Annotated in this window: 19 protein-coding genes; 8 read left to right on the top strand and 11 right to left on the bottom strand. The window is 66.1% G+C overall.

The annotated features are described in order from the left end of the window. Positions 1-152 precede the first annotated feature (152 nt). Together ABV408_RS14170 and ABV408_RS14165 are read left to right on the top strand one after the other, a co-directional pair. Positions 153-956: a C-type lysozyme, inhibitor gene (locus ABV408_RS14170; RefSeq protein ID WP_353979553.1), complete on the top strand. Its 804-nt coding sequence runs from the start codon at positions 153-155 to the stop codon at positions 954-956. 152 nt (positions 957-1,108) lie between these two features. Continuing rightward, a complete protein-coding gene (locus ABV408_RS14165) occupies positions 1,109-1,717 on the top strand; it encodes an NAD(P)H-dependent oxidoreductase (protein ID WP_353979552.1) in 609 nt (202 codons plus the stop codon). A gap of 72 nt (positions 1,718-1,789) precedes the next feature. Here the strand turns inward: ABV408_RS14165 and ABV408_RS14160 are convergent, their stop codons facing one another. Beyond that, positions 1,790-2,833 carry a metal-dependent hydrolase gene (locus ABV408_RS14160; protein ID WP_353979551.1) on the bottom strand — a complete coding sequence of 348 codons (1,044 nt, stop codon included), beginning with the start codon at positions 2,831-2,833 and terminating at the stop codon, positions 1,790-1,792. Between the two features lie 173 nt (positions 2,834-3,006). On the opposite strand from ABV408_RS14160, the gene ABV408_RS14155 reads away from it, so the two are divergent. The 3 genes from ABV408_RS14155 to ABV408_RS14145 are packed head-to-tail and all read left to right on the top strand — an operon-like array spanning position 3,007 to position 4,682. Further along, a complete protein-coding gene (locus ABV408_RS14155; RefSeq protein WP_035474022.1) occupies positions 3,007-3,447 on the top strand; it encodes a VOC family protein in 441 nt (146 codons plus the stop codon). Between the two features lie 5 nt (positions 3,448-3,452). After that, positions 3,453-3,926 (top strand): TspO/MBR family protein, encoded by a 474-nt coding sequence (locus ABV408_RS14150; RefSeq protein WP_353979550.1) that lies wholly within the window; start codon positions 3,453-3,455, stop codon positions 3,924-3,926. A 60-nt stretch (positions 3,927-3,986) separates the two neighbouring features. Continuing rightward, on the top strand, positions 3,987-4,682 hold the full coding sequence (locus tag ABV408_RS14145; protein ID WP_353979549.1) for a uracil-DNA glycosylase family protein: 696 nt from the start codon (positions 3,987-3,989) through the stop codon (positions 4,680-4,682). Positions 4,683-4,770: 88 nt separating this feature from the next. Here the strand turns inward: ABV408_RS14145 and ABV408_RS14140 are convergent, their stop codons facing one another. Further along, the gene (locus ABV408_RS14140) at positions 4,771-5,172 is read right to left on the bottom strand and encodes a DoxX family protein (protein WP_353979548.1); all 402 of its coding nucleotides are present in this window, start codon (positions 5,170-5,172) and stop codon (positions 4,771-4,773) included. A gap of 371 nt (positions 5,173-5,543) precedes the next feature. On the opposite strand from ABV408_RS14140, the gene ABV408_RS14135 reads away from it, so the two are divergent. Next, entirely contained in the window at positions 5,544-6,590 is a 1,047-nt protein-coding gene (locus tag ABV408_RS14135; protein WP_353979547.1) for a GGDEF domain-containing protein, read from the top strand. A 69-nt stretch (positions 6,591-6,659) separates the two neighbouring features. Here ABV408_RS14135 and ABV408_RS14130 read toward each other — a convergent pair whose 3' ends face one another. The 9 genes from ABV408_RS14130 to ABV408_RS14090 all read right to left on the bottom strand — a co-directional run bounded on the left by ABV408_RS14130 (position 6,660) and on the right by ABV408_RS14090 (position 16,658). Then, positions 6,660-7,388, bottom strand: a complete 729-nt coding sequence (locus ABV408_RS14130; protein WP_353979546.1) for a phosphatase PAP2 family protein — start codon at positions 7,386-7,388, stop codon at positions 6,660-6,662. Between the two features lie 412 nt (positions 7,389-7,800). Then, on the bottom strand, positions 7,801-10,653 hold the full coding sequence (locus ABV408_RS14125) for a valine--tRNA ligase (protein ID WP_353979545.1): 2,853 nt from the start codon (positions 10,651-10,653) through the stop codon (positions 7,801-7,803). Between the two features lie 166 nt (positions 10,654-10,819). Then, on the bottom strand, positions 10,820-11,245 hold the full coding sequence (locus ABV408_RS14120; protein ID WP_353979544.1) for a DNA polymerase III subunit chi: 426 nt from the start codon (positions 11,243-11,245) through the stop codon (positions 10,820-10,822). Between the two features lie 13 nt (positions 11,246-11,258). Beyond that, positions 11,259-11,966 carry a LysE family translocator gene (locus ABV408_RS14115; RefSeq protein ID WP_353979543.1) on the bottom strand — a complete coding sequence of 236 codons (708 nt, stop codon included), beginning with the start codon at positions 11,964-11,966 and terminating at the stop codon, positions 11,259-11,261. A gap of 87 nt (positions 11,967-12,053) precedes the next feature. Continuing rightward, the gene (locus tag ABV408_RS14110; RefSeq protein ID WP_353979542.1) at positions 12,054-12,794 is read right to left on the bottom strand and encodes an SDR family oxidoreductase; all 741 of its coding nucleotides are present in this window, start codon (positions 12,792-12,794) and stop codon (positions 12,054-12,056) included. Between the two features lie 67 nt (positions 12,795-12,861). Then, on the bottom strand, positions 12,862-13,260 hold the full coding sequence (locus tag ABV408_RS14105; protein ID WP_353979541.1) for a VOC family protein: 399 nt from the start codon (positions 13,258-13,260) through the stop codon (positions 12,862-12,864). 87 nt (positions 13,261-13,347) lie between these two features. Further along, on the bottom strand, positions 13,348-14,493 hold the full coding sequence (locus tag ABV408_RS14100) for a branched-chain amino acid aminotransferase (RefSeq protein WP_405049917.1): 1,146 nt from the start codon (positions 14,491-14,493) through the stop codon (positions 13,348-13,350). A gap of 187 nt (positions 14,494-14,680) precedes the next feature. After that, complete coding sequence (locus tag ABV408_RS14095; protein WP_353979539.1) at positions 14,681-14,965, bottom strand: YciI family protein; 285 nt, start codon at positions 14,963-14,965, stop codon at positions 14,681-14,683. 175 nt (positions 14,966-15,140) lie between these two features. Beyond that, positions 15,141-16,658: a leucyl aminopeptidase gene (locus ABV408_RS14090; protein WP_353979538.1), complete on the bottom strand. Its 1,518-nt coding sequence runs from the start codon at positions 16,656-16,658 to the stop codon at positions 15,141-15,143. A gap of 253 nt (positions 16,659-16,911) precedes the next feature. Between ABV408_RS14090 and lptF the strand changes: the two genes are divergently transcribed. Together lptF and lptG are read left to right on the top strand one after the other, a co-directional pair. After that, entirely contained in the window at positions 16,912-17,988 is a 1,077-nt protein-coding gene (gene lptF / locus ABV408_RS14085; protein WP_353982245.1) for an LPS export ABC transporter permease LptF, read from the top strand. Next, positions 17,988-19,052: an LPS export ABC transporter permease LptG gene (gene lptG / locus ABV408_RS14080; protein ID WP_353979537.1), complete on the top strand. Its 1,065-nt coding sequence runs from the start codon at positions 17,988-17,990 to the stop codon at positions 19,050-19,052. Before lptF ends, lptG begins: the two co-directional genes overlap by 1 nt. The last annotated feature ends 236 nt before the right edge of the window (positions 19,053-19,288 follow it).

The following is a 19,288-nucleotide window of genomic DNA, read 5'->3' as shown; positions in this document are numbered from 1 at the left end:
TGGTTGGAGCCGCGCAGAACGGATGGCGCTTGAACCTGCGCCGGCCGTGCCTCGCATGGTAGTCTGCGTCACGCGCCGTGGGTTCGCTCGCGGCGCCTGCTTATCGTCCAACCGCTCGCTGCTGTCAGCCAACCATGTTCGGGAACTCGCTCATGTCTTCCGCGCCTCTCGCCGCTCTTCGTCGTGCTCTGACGTCGCCTCGCGCTTCCAGGCTCACTGCCACGCTTCTCCTCGCCTCGCTGGTCACCGGATGCGCCGGGGGCACCACGCCGACGACGGGCGGAGCAGCGGCGGGCACGGGCGCTGACAATGACAACCAGGCAGCCGTCGGCGCGCCGCAGTCGCCGCTGCTGCCGAGTGCCTTCTTCGCCGATGGGGGGGAGCGCTTCAGCGCCTGGCGCTGTACGCCGTCACAGAATCTGGTGACCACCATGCCGGATGCCAAGCGCCTGCGCCTGTGGACCGCCCTCGGCAGCACGGAGCTGCAGCGCGCGGTGGCGGCAGACGGTGACCGCTATGTGCTCGGCGGTGTCGCCTTCGAGCGCCACGGTCGCGATGCCCGGGTCGAGAGCGACCATGGCCAACTGGTCTGCGCGCTGGCCAGCGAGCGCGCCACCGCCACCCGCCAGGCGCATCCGCAGAGCATCTTCTATGCCAGCGGCAACGAGCCGGGCTGGAACGTCTCGCTCGACCGTCAGACCACCACCCTGACCCTGGTCTCCGACTACGGCCAGGCGACCGATACCTTCCGTTACCGCGTGGCCTCGGTGAAGAACGGCAGCGATGCGCGCATGGTGCTGGTCAGCGATAGCGGGCGTCAGCCGCTGGAGATGGACCTGCGCGCCGGCGCCTGCTTCGACGACATGAGCGGGCAGCCCTGGCCGGTCAAGGTGACCCTGCGCTACGGGCGTCACGAGTGGCAGGGGTGCGGGCAGGGGGTGGAGGCCAAGCGCTGATATTCGAGCGATTGTATCGAATGATTCATGCCAATATTCGCGGTTTTCATTTCAAAAACCAAAATGAATAATGGCGATCAGCGTTCACCCGCCGCCCCTGGCGGCGGGCTTCACCTCTAGGCCTCACTCACTCTGCTAGGGAAGCTTCGTCCATGACACAACGCATCCTGCTGATCACCAGCTCGCTGTTCGGCGAGAATGGCCAGTCCCGCGGCCTCGCCGCGGCTTTCAAGTCCGCACTCGAAGGGCGCGATGTCGCGCTGGTCGAGCGTGACGTGGTCGCAAGCGAACTGCCGCACCTGAGCGGTGAAGAGATGGGTAGCTGGATGACCGAGCCCAGTGCGCGCACCCCGGAGCAGGTGGCACTGGCGCGCCACTCCGAGGCGCTACTGGCCGAGGTCGAGGCCGCCGATCTGATCGTGCTCGCGGTGCCGCTCTACAATCTCGGCATCCCCAGCCAGCTCAAGGCCTGGTTCGATCGTATCCTGCGTGCGGGCAAGACCTTCAAGTACACCGAAAACGGCCCGGTAGGCCTGCTCGAAGGCAAGTCCGGGCTGATCCTGGCGGCGCGCGGCGGCATGTACGCCGGTACCGAGATGGATTCGCAGACCCCGCACCTGCGTCACATGCTGGGCCTGATCGGCATCAAGGATGTCCACGCCATCTACGCCGAGGGGCTCAACATGGGTGATGGCCAGAAACAGGCGGCCCTGACCGAGGCCAAGCAGGCGATTGCCGAGTACGTCAGCACTCACTGCTGAGCGCTTTCGCGCTGCTGGCCAAGCGCCCGCTACCTGAAGGTGGCGGGCGCTTGACGTTGGGCGTGGCGAATTCTATCCAGGCCCGTCCGCCAAGCCGCGGGGAGGGAGAACCGGTTCGACGCTGGGGTCGACGACTCGCGCCAGCAGGCGTTCGAGCACTGAGCGGTCGGGGCGCCCCTGACTTTCGCGCGTACTGGGCACGGGTTGCCAGTCGCCGGCCGCATCGCGGGCGGCGAGGGTGAAGACGAATGGGTGCAGGCCGGGGATGCCCAGGCGCAGGTCGGTGGCGGTCAGGTAGGGTCGGGCGTCTGGCGTGACCACGTCGTAGCGCAGAAAAGGCCCGCTGAACCAGGCCAGTCGCTGGCCATCCGGCGTGGCCAGTGCGCTCTGGCGCCAGGTGTCACCCAGCGGCCAGGGCGTCAGTGTCACCGGCGCGTCGCCATCCAGCAGTCCCACCCAGCCCTCCAGCGCCTGACCCTGATCGATCACCGTCACCCGCCACAGCAGCGTGGTCAACGGAGCCGGCTGCACCAGCATGGGGGCCTGCGCCAGGCCGCGGGCGGCCAGGGCACTCTTGACCCGCGACTCGACGAACGCCTGGGCGCCCAGGCTGAAGCCGATATAGGCGCAGGAGAGTGCCAGCGCGATACCCAGCGGGCGCCGCCGCGGGCGGATCGCGAACACGATCACCCCGATCAGCAGTGGCAGCGTGTAGGCGGGGTCGATGATGAACAGGCTGTGCCAGCTCACCGGCGTCAGCGGCAGCGGCCACAACAGTTGGGTGCCGTAAGTGGTGAACGCGTCGAGCAGTGGGTGGGTCAGCAGGCAGAGTGCGAACAACCACCACCAATGGGCAAAGGTGGCGATCTCGCGGCTACGTCGCCAGCGACTGGCCAACCCCGCCAGCAGCGTGGCCAGTGCGGCGAGCACCAGCAGCGAGTGGCTGAAGCCGCGGTGGCGGGTATAGTCGGCCACGGCATCGCCGTAGTCGATCGCCACGTCCAGGTCCGGCAGGGTACCCAGCGCCGCGCCCAGCAGCAGCGCGCGGCGCCCCAGACGCGGCATCACCGCACCGGCGACCGCGGCGCCCAGGCAGGCTTGTGTCAGCGAATCCATGCTTACTCCTCGGTAGGGGTGGCTGAATTGTGTGCGAGGTAGGCGGGGGCGTCGAGTTCGCGATCGGCGGCGCCGGGGAGTCGGCAGCACGAAGCGGGCGCCGGCATTCACCGCTGCGTCTTCCTGGTCTACCATGAAACGGTTCAACTCACTGACGAATCAGGAAGATTCTCATGGAATACCTGCACACGATGGTGCGCGTGTCGGATCTCGATGCGTCGCTGCACTTCTATTGCGATCTGCTCGGCCTCGAGGAGGTGTCGCGCAAGGAGAGCGAAAAGGGCCGTTTTACGCTGGTCTTCCTCGCCACGCCCAACGACCGCCCGCGCGCCGAGGCTGAAAAGTCGCCGATGGTCGAGCTGACCTACAACTGGGACCCGGAGACCTATACCGGTGGGCGCAACTTCGGCCACCTGGCTTACCGCGTCGACGACATCTATGCGCTGTGCGACAAGCTCCAGGCCAACGGCGTGACCATCAATCGCCCGCCGCGGGATGGCCATATGGCCTTCGTGCGTTCGCCTGACGGTATCTCCATCGAACTGCTGCAGAAGGGCGAGCCGAAGCCGGCGCAGGAGCCCTGGGCGTCGATGGAAAATACCGGCTCCTGGTAAGTCGCATGAATCGTTCGTTCTCGATCTTTCTCGGCTGGCTGCTGCTGGTGGCGGTGGCCGCCAGCAGCGGCATTCTGACGCCGCCCGGACCCTGGTACGAAGCGCTCACCAAGCCGCCGCTGACGCCTCCGGACTGGCTCTTTCCGGTGGCCTGGACGCTGCTCTATCTGCTGATGGCGGTGGCCGCCTGGCGGGTCACGCTGGTGGCGCCGCCGGGGCAGCGGCGACAGGCCCTGACGCCGTTCGTCGCCCAGCTCGTCGCTAATGCGCTGTGGTCGTGGCTGTTCTTCGGCGCCCACTGGATGCTGGTGGGGCTGCTCGATCTGCTGCTGATGTGGGGGCTGATCGTATGGACGCTGGTGACCTTCTCGCGCTATTCGCGCCTGGCGGTGGTGCTTTTATTGCCCTATCTGGTGTGGGTCAGCTTCGCCGGCTATCTCAATGCCGGGTTGCTGGTACTCAATTTTCCCACCGGTTGAATCGTCGCGGCGCAGGCATGCCGATGACGCCGAACGGGGAGCGTGAATGAAGGACAGCACATGAAGGAGGGCGCACGCCCTAGGCGGCTGCCGGCGACCATCGAGGCAGCCCTGCGCCGGGAGGCGGCTGAGCTCGAGCGCCTGGATCGCGACACCTATGCGCGCTTTGGACGCGACCCCTGCGAGCCGATCGTGGGGCTCGGCCCATGCGATGCGCGTCTGGCGATCTTCGGCCGTGACCCGGGCACCCGCGAGGTGGAGACCGGAGAGCCATTCGTCGGCGCCGGCGGGCAGAAGGTGCGCAGCGCACTCTACCGCCACCGTCACCAGGCACCGCTGCCGGATCTCGACGCGTCTCTGGCGATCGGCCGCGAGCTGTTCTGGATCAATACCGTGCCCTACAAGCCCCAGGGCAACAAGGCGTGGTCGATGGCGGTCAAGCGCCGCTTCCAGCCGCTGATGGCGCATCTGCTGGATGCCTGCTGGCAGGGCGAGCGGATCATCACCCTGGGGCGGGAAGCCTTCTTGTGGTTCGGCATCGAGCAGCCGCGCGAGGTGAGTGCGGCACTCGACGCTTTCTGGGCGCGTGAGGATCGCTTCACGGCGTTGCATCAGATCGAGCTGCGTCTGCCGGATGGCCACCAACGCGCCTTTACGCTGGCGCCATTACCGCATCCGTCACCGCTCAATCAGCGCTGGTTCAAGCGCTTTCCCGAGCTGATGGCGCGGCGCCTGGCGCAGCTCGATTGGACGTGAGATACGCCAAATTTTAAATATTAGGTGTATTTAAAGTAAAAAATGGCCGCGTGCGACGCATCGCTAATGCAGGAAAAAGCGGCAATCTTCAGTCCGGCTTGAAGGCCATCCTCCCGCTGCCCAGGAACATCACCGCCAGCGCGGCGCCGAGAAACATGCCCTGCAGCTCCAGCGTCCAGCCCCCCTGGCCATTGAGACTGTAGAGCTGCGATAGATGTACCAGGACGATGGCCACCAGCATGTTGATCGCCATCAGCATCCCGCCCAGGCGTGCCTGCCAGCCGACAATGGCCATCAATGGCGCGATGATTTCGCCGACCAGAACCCCATAGGCGACGAACGAGGGAACGCCCATCTGCGCCAACTGGTGGGCGATACCGTTGAGACTGGTGGGGTCCATGAGCTTGTGCAGACCGTGAAGCAGGATCAGAATCCCCACACAGAGTCGCAGCAGCAGTTTGCCCAGATCGTCGTTGTGCATGAAGCGCATGGGTGAGCGAGTCCTTTTTCCGCGGGAGGGTGAGATGGTCGCGGGGGCGATGACGTGCCCCACGGCCATCGAGATTATCAGAATTTGTTAATGGAAAGTTAATATCGTCAATGTCGTCATTGGCTTACAAAGTAAATCGGCAAATTCGAATGTTATTTGAAGTTAAAAAAAGCGATACTCTTGTGCTTTCACGTTCCCGCGCTTCAAACTCGGCCGATACCGATTTTCGGACGCGCGCCGTGCCCGCGCCGAGCCAATAACAAGATTGCGAGCCTATCACCATGCCTAGCCGCTATCTCTTTCATCTTTGGCGGCGCGTCACGCGTCCCCCTGATAGCCTGCCGGTAGAGCGCCGCCGCAGTTTCGAGATCATGGCCGAAATCTATCTGCTGGCCCTGTGTCTGCAGGTTCTCATCGCCCCCGCGCTCTATCTGCTCGGCTACAGCACGCTGGGGCATCTGAATCTCGTCTGTGTGCTCGCTTACGTGCTGGCGCTGCGCCTGCACCGCCACCTCTGGGTAGCGCTGGCGCTGGGGGTGAAGCTGAGCGCCTTTCTCTTGCTGCTGATCTATGGTGCTTGGGTGACGGGCAGCGCCAGTAGCGTCGTCTACTGCCTGCTGTTCGCCGAAGTGGAGCTGATGCTCGCCGATCTGCGTCGGCGAACCAAGCTGCTGTTGACCGTCGGGCTGGCGGCGCTGGCGCTGGGTGTGGCGGACCTGCCCGGGCCGGCCTCGCCACCGCTGGGGTTCCAGGGGCATCTGCTGACGAATTTCGTGCTGGTCGCGGTCTTCGCCATGCTGTGCATGGTGATGCTGCGCATGCTCACGATCACCGACCGCCACGAGTACCGCTATCGCCGCGACGCCATGCACGATTCACTGACCCTGGTCCTCAATCGCCGCGCCATCTTCGAGAAGGCCTCGACCTACTGGCGTCAGCAGTCAGCGTTCGCGATGATCCTGGTGGACGCCGATCATTTCAAGGAGATCAACGACAACTTCGGGCATACCGCGGGCGATGCGGTACTGCACCATCTGGCCGGCGTGCTCAGAGATGCACTGCGGGGCGAGGATGACGTCGGCCGTGTCGGCGGCGAGGAGTTCCTGCTGCTGCTGCCCGAAACCAGCATCTCGGAGGCGCTGACGGTCGCCGAACGCATCCGCATACGGCTGGCGCGACGCCCATGCCAGTTCGGCGGCCAACTGATGCCGGTGACGTTGTCGATGGGGGTTGCCTGTTCCGGTGAGGGCGAGCAGCTGCAGAGTATCATCGAACTCGCCGACCGGCGGCTGTATGCCGCCAAGTCGGCCGGGCGCAATCAGGTGGTGTCCGAAGGGCATATCGAGAGCGCCAACTCGCGCAATGCCGGGCGGCTGTCGCGCGGGGTGAAGGATGCGCTGCAGTCGGAAAGTGGCTAGGCGCGGTCGAGACGTCCGTCGCGCTGCGCGGAGCGTCCCGACAGGTCTCGAGTGTGCCGCTCCGGCCGCTCAGCCCTGATGCAGACGTTGCGGCAGACAGCGCGCCAGCGCGCGCTGTATCCGGCTGGCGGTAGCGGCCGCCAGCGGGGTACACAGCACCCAGGGCAGGGCGATCAGGGCGATGCTCAGCGCACCCATGTAGACGTCACTGAACCAGTGCGCGCCGACCATGATGCGCGGTGCACTCAGCAGCACCACGAAGGCCACGCTGAGCAGGGCGATGCGGCGCGCGGCGAAGCGCAGCATGAAGCCGGCGAACACCATCAGCATCAGCCCGTGGTCGCCGGGGAAGCTGTTCGATGCCGAATCCTTGGTCGGAATCGAGACCACATCGGTCAGGCGCATGGCGTTGGCGAAGAAGCGGGTCGGGCTGGGGTGGCCATAGCTGATGCCCTTGTTGGTGAACAGCGCCAGCACGCCGGCGGTGAGCACCATGGTCACGCCGATGCCGATCCAGCGCGTCAGGCGCTGAGGATGCGGATCGCGGCGCATGGCCCACAGGAACAGCAGGCCCATGATCGCCAGCGAGATCATGTCGAAGGCGCGATGATTGAGGATCGCCAGGGTGTCGTCCCACCAGTTGGGCTCGGGGGTGATCAGGGCGTTGAAGAACCAGAAGATGCGGTCGTCGAGATCGTTCCACAGCACGCCGTGGGGCCAGGCCCAGCTCAACAGCAGCAGCAGGCCGGTGACGTTGAAAGCGACGATGCGCTTGAGATCGAGACGAGAACGGGTCATGAACGAGCCTTGCCGGATGGCGTTGCAAGAAGCGGTAAGGCCGTCATTTTAAGTTAAGCCTGGCATAAGAAACAATGTTTCTTAACCATGCAGACTTCTTCGCGTCATCTTCCGATGCTGGACATCTGCGCCAGGCATTGCGGCCATGCAGTCTCGAAGCCGCCACAGAGCCGCACTCAGGGCACCCTAAGAACGCCTTTCCGACATGGGCTTATACGGCGGCAGGGCGCCGCGAGGGCGCTTTGACCCCCTTCCTTGGCGCTACCTTTGCCATCCCTGGCAAAGGACCCTCGCTTTGCCCTGCCCCCGGCGCCCATCGTCAGAGGGTTGGGAAATGGGCTCTAAAGCCAGCGGCCCCGCCAGATGGCGGGGCCGCTTGGGTCACTGCAGGCCGTCGGTCAGCGCGAGGCGATCAGCCGTCGAGTTCGGCGATCTTGTTGCGCTGCTCGACCAGATGCTGGCGCGCCGCCAGATACTCCTTGAGCTTGCCGCGCTCCTTCTCGACCACCGCCTCCGGTGCCTTGGCCACGAAGCTGTCGTTGGAGAGCTTCTTCTCGATGCCGACGATCAGCTTGTCCTGCTTGTCGATCTCCTTGGCCAGCCGTGTCAGTTCGGCCTCCTTGTCGATCAGGTCGGCCATCGGTACCAGCACTTCCATGTCGCCCACCAGCTGGGTCGCAGCCAGCGGCGCCTGGGCCGGGTCGTCGAGCCAGTCTGCGCTGGCCAGCTTGGCCAGCTTGGCCAGGAACAGCCGATTGGCCTCGAGGCGCTCGCGGTCGCCGGCGTCGCCCTTGGTCAGCAGCACCTCCAGCGGCTTGCCGGGGGCGATGTTCATCTCGGCGCGAATGTTACGCACGGCGACGATCACACCCTTGAGCCACTCGATGTCGCGGATCGCCTGCTCGTCGATAGGCGAGGTGTCGGTTTCCGGCCACGGCTGGGTCATCAGGCTGGCGCTGTCGCCGGAGGCGGTGCCGGCCAGCGGCGCTACGCGCTGCCAGATCTCTTCACTGATGAACGGCATCATCGGGTGCGCCAGACGCAGCACCGTCTCCAGTACGCGCACCAGGGTACGCCGGGTGCCGCGCTTGGCTTCCGGCGCCGCGGCGTCGTCCCACAGCACCGGCTTGGAGAGCTCCAGGTACCAGTCGCAGTACTCGTTCCAGACGAAGTCGTAGAGCGCCTGGGAGGCGTGGTCGAAGCGGTACTCCTCGAGCGCCCTGGTGACCTGGGCCGCGGTCTGCTGCAGGCGCGAGACGATCCAGCGGTCGGCCAGCGACAGCGCCACCGGGGCGTCGTCGAGGCCGACGTCTTCGCCCTCGGCGTTCATCAGCACATAGCGCGAGGCGTTCCACAGCTTGTTGCAGAAGTTGCGATAGCCGTCGAGACGGCCCATGTCGAACTTGATGTCGCGGCCGGTGGTGGCCAGCGAGAGGAAGGTGTAGCGCAGGGCGTCGGTGCCGTGGGCCTCGATACCCTCCGGGAACTCGGCTCGGGTCGCCTTCTCGATGGCGCGCGCCTTCTGCGGCTGCATCATGTTGCCGGTGCGCTTGGCCACCAGGGTTTCGAGGTCGATACCGTCGATCAGATCGATCGGATCGAGCACGTTGCCCTTGGACTTCGACATCTTCTGGCCCTGGCTATCGCGCACCAGGCCGTGGACGTAGACGGTCTGGAACGGCACCTGGTCGGTGAACTTCAGCGTCATCATGATCATCCGGGCGACCCAGAAGAAAATGATGTCGAAGCCGGTCACCAGCACGCTGGTGGGGTGAAAGGTCGCCAGCTCCGGGGTCTTTTCCGGCCAGCCCAGGGTGCCGAAGGTCCACAGGCCCGAGCTGAACCAGGTATCCAGTACGTCTTCGTCCTGGGTGAGCGCGACCTCGGCGCCGAGGCCGTGCTTGGTGCGCGCCTCTTCCTCGTTGCGGGCCACATAGACGTTGCCTTCGGCGTCGTACCAGGCCGGAATGCGGTGGCCCCACCACAGCTGACGCGAGATGCACCAGTCCTGCAGGTCGCGCATCCAGGCGAAGTACATGTTCTCGTAGTTCTTGGGCACGAACTGGATATCGCCGTTCTCCACCGCGGCGATGGCCGGCTTGGCCAGCTGCTCCACGGCGACGAACCACTGATCGGTGAGCAGCGGCTCGATGACGTCGCCGGAGCGGTCGCCATAGGGCAGGGTGTTGCTGATCGTCTCGATCCGTTCGAGCAGCCCGGCGGCCTCCATGTCGGCGACGATGCGCTCGCGCGCCTCGAAGCGGCCGAGCCCGGCATAGGCGGCGGGCAGGCTGACATCGACGTCGTCCCGCGGCTGGCCCTGGAGATCGAACGCCTCGGCGCGCTCGAGGATGGTGGCATCCTTGGAGAAGACGTTGATCAGCGCATGGTCGTGGCGCTTGCCGACTTCGTAGTCGTTGAAGTCGTGGGCCGGGGTGATCTTGACGCAGCCCGAGCCCTTCTCCATGTCGGCGTGCTCGTCGGCGATCACCGGGATGCGGCGGCCGACCAGCGGCAGCTCGATGAACTTGCCGACCAGCGAGGCGTAGCGCGGATCTTCCGGGTTGACCGCCACGCCGGTGTCACCCAGCAGGGTTTCCGGACGCGTGGTGGCGACCACCACGTAGTCCTTGCCATCCACGGTGGTGACGCCGTCGGCCAGCGGATAGCGGAAGTGCCAGAACTGGCCCTGTTGCTCGCGATTCTCCACCTCCAGGTCGGAGATCGCGGTGTGCAGGGTCGGGTCCCAGTTGACCAGGCGCTTGCCGCGATAGATCAGCTTCTCTTCATGCAGACGCACGAAGACTTCCTGCACCGCCCGGTAGAAGCCGTCGTCCATGGTGAAGCGTTCGCGGCTCCAGTCGACGCTGGCGCCCATGCGCCGTAGCTGGCGCGTGATATGGCCGCCGGACTCTGCCTTCCACTCCCAGATCTTGTCGGTGAACGCCTCGCGTCCCAGATCGTGGCGGCTCTTGCCTTCCTCGGCGGCGACCTTGCGCTCCACCAGCATCTGAGTGGCGATGCCGGCGTGGTCGGTGCCCACCTGCCACAGGGTGTTGTTGCCGCGCATCCGCCGCCAGCGGGTCAGCGTGTCCATGATGGTGTCCTGGAAGGCGTGACCCATGTGCAGGCTGCCGGTGACGTTGGGCGGCGGGATCATGATCGAGAACGGCTCGCCCTTACCGCTGGGGGCGAAGTGGCCATCCGCTTCCCAGCGTTGATACCAGCGGGTTTCGATCTGATCGGGTTGGTACGTCTTGTCCATGGCGGCTTCTTGACTCGGCAAACGGTGGCGGGCACGCGGCGCTCGCGGAGGCGCGAGCGGCGTGACGAAAATGGCGAGGATTATACCTGCTGAGGGGCGAGCGCGTCAGGTTCGCATCGGCGCAGGGGCTGGTCCGCTGCGCCTGCGGTCGAGAGTGTCGAGGCGCTCACAGCTTGTGCGCTTCGACCCGGTAGCCGCGGTCCTTGTAGGTCTTCCAGCAGGCGCGCTTGGTGCGCAGCACGTCCTGGTGCTGGTTGATGATCTCGGCGACGCGCTCGACCCGGGAGAACCATTCGGGGATGTCGTCGTGCAGGTTGAGCAGCGCCTGCACGCCGGGTTCCGGGGCGGCCTGCCAGCCGATGCTCACCGGCGGCACCGGTCCCACGTCGTCGCCTACCACTGTATGGGGCACATAGCTCTCGTCGCGGAATTTCCACAGGTGCTCGTCGAACTGGCGCGCCATCGCTTCGTCCTGGGTATGCACATGTAGGCGATACCCCTTGCGGTAGATCGTCTCCGCCAGGCGGCAGGCGAAATCGAAGCGCGCCTCCAGCGTTGTGTCCTGAAGGATGTAGAAGTCGACTTTGGTCATGAGCGCCCGTCTGTCATTGGGTCCGTTGATAGATGCCGGTGACACCGCCTGCGCCGATCAGCAGACTGCCGCCGATGCGATTGGCGATGCGCTGAACGCGTGGGCTGCGGATTCTGTCACGCGCCGCTGCGGCGAGTAACCCATAGAGCGCCGCATTCAGCGTGGCCAGGATGACGAAGGTCGCCTCCATCAGCGCGATCTGCGGCAGCAGCGGCGCATGCGGAGTCAGGAACTGTGGCACGAACGCGACGAAGAAAATGAGGCTTTTGGGGTTGAGTGCGGTGACCACGTAGGCGTGCCAGAAAAGCCGCTGGCTGGCGCGGGCCGGTTGGGAGCCGGTCGTGGTATCCCCTATCTCATCGGCGATTGGCATTGCTGGCGCGCGCCATGCCTTGACGCCCAGATAGATCAGATAGGCGGCTCCGATCCACTTCAGCACGCCGAACAGCGTGGCCGAGGTAGCCAGCAGCGCCCCCAGGCCGGCCATGGACGCCGTCATGGCGGTGAGGTCGCCGAGCGCCACGCCGCCCACGGTGGCGGCACCGGCGCGGCGGCCATGATTCAGTGCATGGGAGATCACCAGCAGGATGGTCGGACCGGGAATGGCCAGCATCAGGGCCGATGCGGCGACGAAGGCGCACCACATATCGAGGGGCATGGCGGGCTTCTCCTGCCAGGGCGATGGCGCTTTAGTCATCCACGGGATCGATGCGGGTGTCAAACCGAGATCGACCCCGGGAAATCTGCTGCCTGCGCCTGGTGCCCGACGCGCGGCCGTCATCCATCCCGGCGTCGGCCCGATCTTGCCTCAGACGCCGCCGTCGACGTCGACCAACGCCCCGGTGGTGAACCCGGCTTCGGCCAGCCACAGCACCGCGTTGGCGATCTCTTCCGGTTCGCCGATCCGGCCCATCGGAATCACCTCACCGGCGACATCGGGCTTGTCCGGGTTGCCGCCGCTGGCGTGAATGGTGGTGCGGATCACCCCGGGGCGCACGGTGTTGACGCGGATGCCCTCGCCGGCGACCTCCTTGGCCAGACCTTCGGTCATGGTGTCGATGGCGCCCTTGGAGGCAGCGTAGTCGACGTACTCGCCGGCACCGCCGAGATGCGAGGCGGCAGAGCCGACGTTGATGATCGCACCGCCGTTGCCGCCATGACGGGTGGACATGCGCTTGACCGCTTCACGGGCGCAGACGAAGGGGCCGACCACGTTGATCTTCATCATGCGATCGACGCGCGCGAAGCTCATCTCGTCGACGCGGCTGATCTGATCGACCACCCCGGCGTTGTTGACCAGCACATCGACCCGACCCAGTTCACGGTCGACGGTCTCGAACATGGCGACAATGGCGGCTTCGTCGACCACGTCGGCCTGGACGGCGATGGCGCGGCCACCGGCGGCTTCGATCTCGGCGACCACCTTGTCCGCGGAGGTCTTGTCGCTGCGGTAGTTGACCGCCACGGCGTAACCCTTCTGGGCGGCCATGAGGGCGGTGGCGGCGCCGATGCCGCGGCCGGCACCGGTCACGATCATGACTGGTTTCATGCACTCCTCCGATAACAGGGTGAGAGAGTCGGCGCCGCGCCCGAGCGCGACGTCGACAGGCAGCCTATCAGGCCGCGGGTTCGAGCGGATACATGGCGCACAGCTTGTGGCCATCGGGATCGCGCACATAGGCGAGGAAGAGTTCGCCCATCGGCGTCTGGCGCACACCCGGCTCGTCCTCGACCGAGGTGGCGCCCAGCGCGACCGAGGTGTCGTGGAAGCGCTGCGCCTGCTCCTGGGAGCTGCAGATAAAGCCCAGGGTGTCGCCGTTGCCCACGGTGGCGGGCTCGCCATTGATCGGCTCGGTGACGACGAAGACGTTGCCGCCATGGCGATAGGCCACACGCTGGAGACCATCGTGCTCGTAGCGCTTGCCGGCGGACGCGCCGATCACGCCGAGCACTTCGTCGTAGAAGCGTTGGGCACGCTCGATATCGTTACTGCCGATCATGATGTGGCTGAACATAGGGACTCTCCTCGAAGGCCTTGGCGATAGTCAAAAGGGGTACCCAGGTCAACGGGGATACCCGGGCCGCTTCGCGCCAGGGCGCGATCAGGCCAGACGCACCAGCCAGCCACGGGTGTCCTCGCTGCGGCCGTACTGGATGTCGAGCAGGCGCTTGCGCAGCTGGGTGCTGACCGCTTCGCCGCTCACCGGCGGTGTGGCGATGCGCTCGTCCTCGCTCACCAGCTCGCCGATCTGGGTGATCACCGCAGCGGTGCCGCAGGCGAACACTTCGGTGATCTCGCCGCTGGCGACGCCGTCGCGCCACTCGTCGATGCTGATCTGACGCTCTTCCGGGGTGAGGCCGGCATCGCGTGCCAGTTCGAGGATCGAATCGCGGGTCACGCCCTCGAGGATGGTGCCGCTCAGTGCCGGGGTGACCAGTCGACCGTCACGGTAGACGAAGAACAGGTTCATGCCGCCCAGCTCTTCGATCCACTTGTTCTCGGCGGCGTCGAGGAAGGCGACCTGGGCGCAGCCGTGCTGCTCGGCTTCGGCCTGGGCCAGCAGCGAGGCGGCATAGTTGCCACCGCACTTGGCGAAGCCGGTCCCGCCGGGGGCGGCGCGCTTGTAGTGGGAGGAGAGCCAGATCGAGACCGGCTTGCCGCCGCCCTTGAAGTAGGAGGCCGCCGGCGAGGCGATCAGGTAGTAGTCGACCTCGGCGGCCGGCTTCACGCCCAGCGACTTGCCGTTGCCGATCATGAACGGGCGCAGGTAGAGGCTGCACTCTTCGCTGTCGTTCTGCGGCGTCGGCACCCAGGCGGCGTCCTGGGAGACCAGCGCTTCGAGGGAGCCGAGGAAGGTCTCGTCGTCGAGTTCCGGCAGCGCCAGGCGACGCGCCGAAGCGCGGAAGCGCGCGGCGTTCTTCTGCGGGCGGAATGTCCACACCGAGCCGTCGGCATGGCGGTAGGCCTTGATGCCCTCGAAGATCTCCTGGCCGTAGTGCAGTACCGGCGAGGCGGGGTCGATCAGCAGCGGCCCATAGGGGCGAAGTTCGCCACGCTGCCAGCCGTCCTGCTTGGTCCAGCGTACGTGCACCATGTGATCGGTGAAGAAGCGGCCGAAGCCCGGATTGGCGAGAATCTCGTTGCGCAGGTTGGCATCGAGCGGGTTGGACGAGAGGCGAACTTCGAATCCTGAGGTGGACACTGCGACTTCTCCTGGCGGCCCCGGATGATGGCGGCGCGGTGGCATTCGCGCGCCGGCCGGCGGGCATACGATCGGTGACGGTGGGTCCGCACGACGCGCTTGGGCGAGGACGCGCCGCGACGGCGACGTCAACGCGGGGCGGCGCTGGCGGAAGGGTCAAATTAGCATGCAAAGCGTATTCTGCGAAGAGGGGCCGTGGCCGCATCGGCGCCGCGGCCACGGTGTCGCCGGCTCAGTCCTTGAGCGCTTCGAAGCCGGGGGCGGTCAGGGTGATGGCGCACTCGACGATTTCGTAGTCGGCGAGGTCGTGGGCCTTGAACGGGTCCGCGTCCAGGCATGCCTCGAGCGCCGGGCGCTCGGCGTGGGAGAGCAGTACGCCGCCGGTGCGCGGCACCTTGCGCCCGGAGGCGGTCAGCAGCCCCTGGGCGTAGGCGTCATGGAGCCACGCCATGTGGCCCTCGACATGCGGCTCGATACGCTCGAGCGGCACCTTGTAGGTGAGTGAAACGATGAACATGCCACGGCTCTCCTGATTCACTTTTCATCGATGTCAAAGAACCCGCCGTGAGGCCCCGGAGAGGCGTCACGGCGGGTCCCGGTCTTCAGCGCTGCGTCGTCACCGGTCCGTGATCATCGGTCGATCACGACCGGTGAGCAGCGGCGGGCGCCCCTGGGGCTCAAAGACGCGCCGCTCAGGTCTCGTCGGTGACCACGTGCTCGCTCTCGCGGTCGAGCAGGTAGCGCGTGAGCAGGCCCACCGGACGCCCGCTGGCGCCTTTCTGCTTGCCGCTGTGCCAGGCGGTACCGGCGATGTCCAGATGCGCCCAGGGGTAGCTGTCGGCGAAGCGCGAGAGGAAACAGGCGGCGGTGATGCTGCCCGCCGGGCGCCCGCCGATATTGGCCAGATCGGCGAAGTTGGACTCCAGCTGTGCCTGGTAGTCGTCCCACAGCGGCATGTGCCAGGCGCGGTCCCAGGCGGTCTCGCCGGCTTCGAGCAGGTCGAGGGCGAGATCGTCGTCGTTGGAGAAGAGCCCGCTGGCGTGGTCGCCCAGGGCGATTACGCAGGCGCCGGTGAGGGTGGCGATATCGACCACACTGGCCGGCTGGAAGCGCTCGGCGTAGGTCAGGGCGTCGCACAGCACCAGGCGCCCCTCGGCGTCGGTGTTGAGGATCTCGACGGTGAGCCCCTTGAGCGTCTTGACGATATCGCCGGGCTTGATCGCGCGGCCGTCCGGCATGTTCTCGGCGCTGGCGACGATGGCGATCACGTTGAGCTTGGGCTTGAGCGCGATCACGCTCTTCATGGTGCCGAACACGCTCGCCGCGCCGCACATGTCGAACTTCATCTCGTCCATGCCGGCGCCCGGCTTGAGCGAGATGCCGCCGGTATCGAAGGTGATGCCTTTGCCCACCAGCACGTGGGGCGCCTCTTCGGGGTCCGCCGCGCCCTGATACTTCATCACGATCAGCTTGGAGGGTTCGGCGCTGCCACGACCCACGGCGAGCAGGGAGTGCGCGCCCAGTGCTTCGAGTTGGGCCTCATCGAGTACGTCGACCTCGAGGCTGCCGCCGGCTTCACCGGCCAGCGTCTCGGCCTGGTCGGCGAGGTAGCTGGGGGTGCAGATATTGCCCGGCAGGTTGCCCAGGGTTCGCGCGAGGTTGACCCCGTCGCCGAGGGCGGCGCCAATGCGTGCGCCACGCTCGGCGGCCTCGCTCTGGCCGCTGTCGGCGATCAGCAGTTCGACCCGGGCCAGCGCCGGCAGCGGGCTCGGCGTGGATTTGCATTCGTTGAAGCGGTAGACCGCCTGGGTCGCCGCATCCAGCGTCATCTGGGTGTTCCAGGCGATATCACGGTCGGCGATGACCGCATCGCTGAAGCCCACCGCGACGCTGTCCACCGGCAGCTTGGCGACGGCGTCGAAGGCCGCATCCAGCGCCTTGCGCAGGCCGCCCTCGTTGAACTTGGTGCGCTCGCCCAGGCCCACCAGCAGCAGGCGCTCGGCGGAGAGCCCCGGAGCGAATGGCACCAGCTGTACGTCGCCCAGATTGGGGGTGAAGTCACCGCGCTCCAGCAGCTGCGCGATCAACCGCTCGCTGGCGTCGTCCAGCTTGGCCGCGGTGGGCAGCAGCTCGCCATCCTGGAACAGCGGCACCACCAGACAGGCGGTCTCGACCTTGGCCGGGTTGACGCTGAGTACGGAAAATTCCATGTCGTCTCCAATGAACGATTGCGCTGGCTTCGCGTCACAGGTCTCGGCAACGAGACAAGTGCGCGGGTAATCGGGATAATGGCCTGGGCCGCGCCGGGGTGTGCCGCTCGTCGCGGCCCAGCGCTGCGCCCGGGGTTGCAGGCGCAGCCCGTAAGACGCCTCAGTTTACGCAAAGCGGGGGGGCGATGCACAAGCCCGCCCGCCGCCGGAACGCACGCCGTGCGGTGGCAGGAAGCCAGATCAGGAGTCGATGTTGATTGTATTCCGCTATTTGACCCGCGAGATCCTGCTGACGATGTCGGCGGTCGCTGGCGTACTGCTGCTGGTGATCATGGGCAGCCGGTTCATCCGCTACTTCACCGACGCCGCCCAGGGCGAGCTGCCGCTCAGCGCCCTGGGGTCGCTGATGCTGTTCCACATGCCCAGCTTCATGGAGCTGGTGCTGCCGCTGGCGTTCTTCATCGCCATCCTGCTCGCCTATGGCCAGCTTTATCTCAACAGCGAGATCACCGTGCTGGTGGCCTGCGGCATGAGCCCCAGCCGCCTGCTCCAGGTCACGCTGCTGCCGGCGCTGCTGATTGCTGCGGTGGTCGGCGCCTGCAGCCTGTGGCTGACCCCTTACGGTGCGCTGCACAACGAGCGTCTGATCGAGCAGCAGAAGAGCCAGCTCGACTTCTCGCTGCTCACCCCCGGGCGCTTCCAGGACTTCGGCAGCGGCCGTACCGCCTACACCCAGGCGCTCAACGATGACCGCTCGCGCATGGAAGACGTCTTCATCAGCGAGCAGGGCAGGGGCAGCGATGGCGGCCAGCAGGTGGTGACCCGCGCCGAGAGCGGTTACCAGACCGTCGACCCCAAGACCGGCAGCCGCTTCCTGGTGCTCTCCAACGGCACGCGCTACAGCGTCGATCCGGGTAGCCCGGTGGCCGAGCGGCTTGCGTTCGGCAGCTATGCGGTGCGCCTCTCCACCGACGGCGAGACCGATATCGGCGACGACACCGAGTTGATGAGTACCCGCAAGCTGATCGATCAGGGCGACAGCGAGGCCATGGCGCAGCTGCAGTGGCGCCTGTCGATGCCGCTGATGGTGCCGATCCTGACCCTGCTGGCGCTGCCGCTGTCGCGGGTCAATCCGCGCCAGGGGCGCTTCGCCAAACTGTTGCCGGCACTGTTTCTGCATGTCAGCTATCTGAGCCTGCTGCTCGCCGCCCAGGATGCGATCGCACGCGGCAGCCTGCCGGCGAGCGTCGGCATGTGGCCGATCCACGGCGTTTACCTGCTGCTCGGCCTGATGCTGCTGCGCCGCGACCAGCGCCAAGGAGGCCGCTGATGCTGCTCGACCGTCTCGACCGTTACATCGCGCGCAACGTCCTCGGCGCCATGCTGGTGGTGCAGGTGATGGTGCTGGGACTCGATCTGGTGATCTCCTACATCAACGACCTGGGTGACGTCTCCGGCAACTACTCCGCCTTCGACGTGCTGCTCTATCTATTGATGCGGCTGCCTTGGCGCTTCTACGAATACGCCCCGGTGGCGGTGCTGATCGGCGCGCTGGTGGGGCTGGGCTCGATGGCCTCGAGCAACGAACTCACCGTGATGCGCGCCGCCGGGCGCTCGCTCGGGCGTATCCTGGTCGGGGTGCTCAAGCCGCTGCTGCTGGTGATCCTGATCACCATGGGCATCGGCGAGTTCGTCAGCCCGGCCACCGAGCAGCACGCCGAGGCCTGGCGCCTGGAGCAGTCCGAGGGCGCCGACGCGGTGCTCGAACGCGGCGGCGGCTGGCAGCGCGAGGGCGACAACTTCTACCGCTTCGGCACCATCCGCGCCGACGACACCGTGATCAACGTGCGCCGCTACGAGTACGACGGCCAACGTCTGGTGGAAGCCTCCGAGGCCCAGCGCGCGGTATGGAACGGCAAGGCGTGGACGCTGGAGAACGTCAAGACCACCTACTTCGACGCCGACGGCACCCGGGTCGAGTCGAAGCCCACCGCGACTTGGCACACCGAGCTCACGCCGGCCCAGCTCAATCGCCTGCTGCGCCCGCTCAACAGCCAGCGCATGAGCAGCCTGTGGCAGTACGCCAGCTATCTGCGCTCCCAGGGGCAGGAGGCGACCCAGCCGCTGCTCTACTTCTGGCAGAAGAGCCTGTTGCCGGTCACCCTGGCCGGGCTGGTGCTGCTGGCGGCCTCGTTCGTGTTCGGCCCGCTGCGCAGCGTCGCCGCCGGCACGCGGATCTTCTACGGCGTGATCGTGGGGCTGTCGTTCAAGTATCTGCAGGATCTGCTGGCCCCCGCGTCGGTGCTGTTCGGCTTCTCCCCGGCGCTGGCGGTGGTGGTGCCGACCGCGGTGTGCTATCTGCTCGGCATCTGGCTGCTGCGCCGCACCGGCTGATCCCAGCCCCGCCGTGCCTCGGCTCACATGATGATCAGAACGACGCCGCACTCCTGGAGTGCGGCGTCTTGCGTTTCACGACCGCTAGAAAAGACCCTCGCTTTGCCCTGCCTCCGGCGCCCATCGTCGGAAGGTTCGGAAATGAGCGCTAAGCGTGTGCTAAGAAAGCGTGACTAACGTGAGCGAGATGATTGTGATTCGGACTTGAAAGTGCCTATGCGAATCATTTACATTCA

The organism is Salinicola endophyticus, from assembly GCF_040536835.1.
In the GTDB taxonomy this organism is placed as follows: Bacteria; Pseudomonadota; Gammaproteobacteria; order Pseudomonadales; family Halomonadaceae; genus Salinicola; species Salinicola endophyticus_A.
Note: the sequence above shows the minus strand (reverse complement) of the source record. Positions and strands in the feature narration are given on the sequence as shown.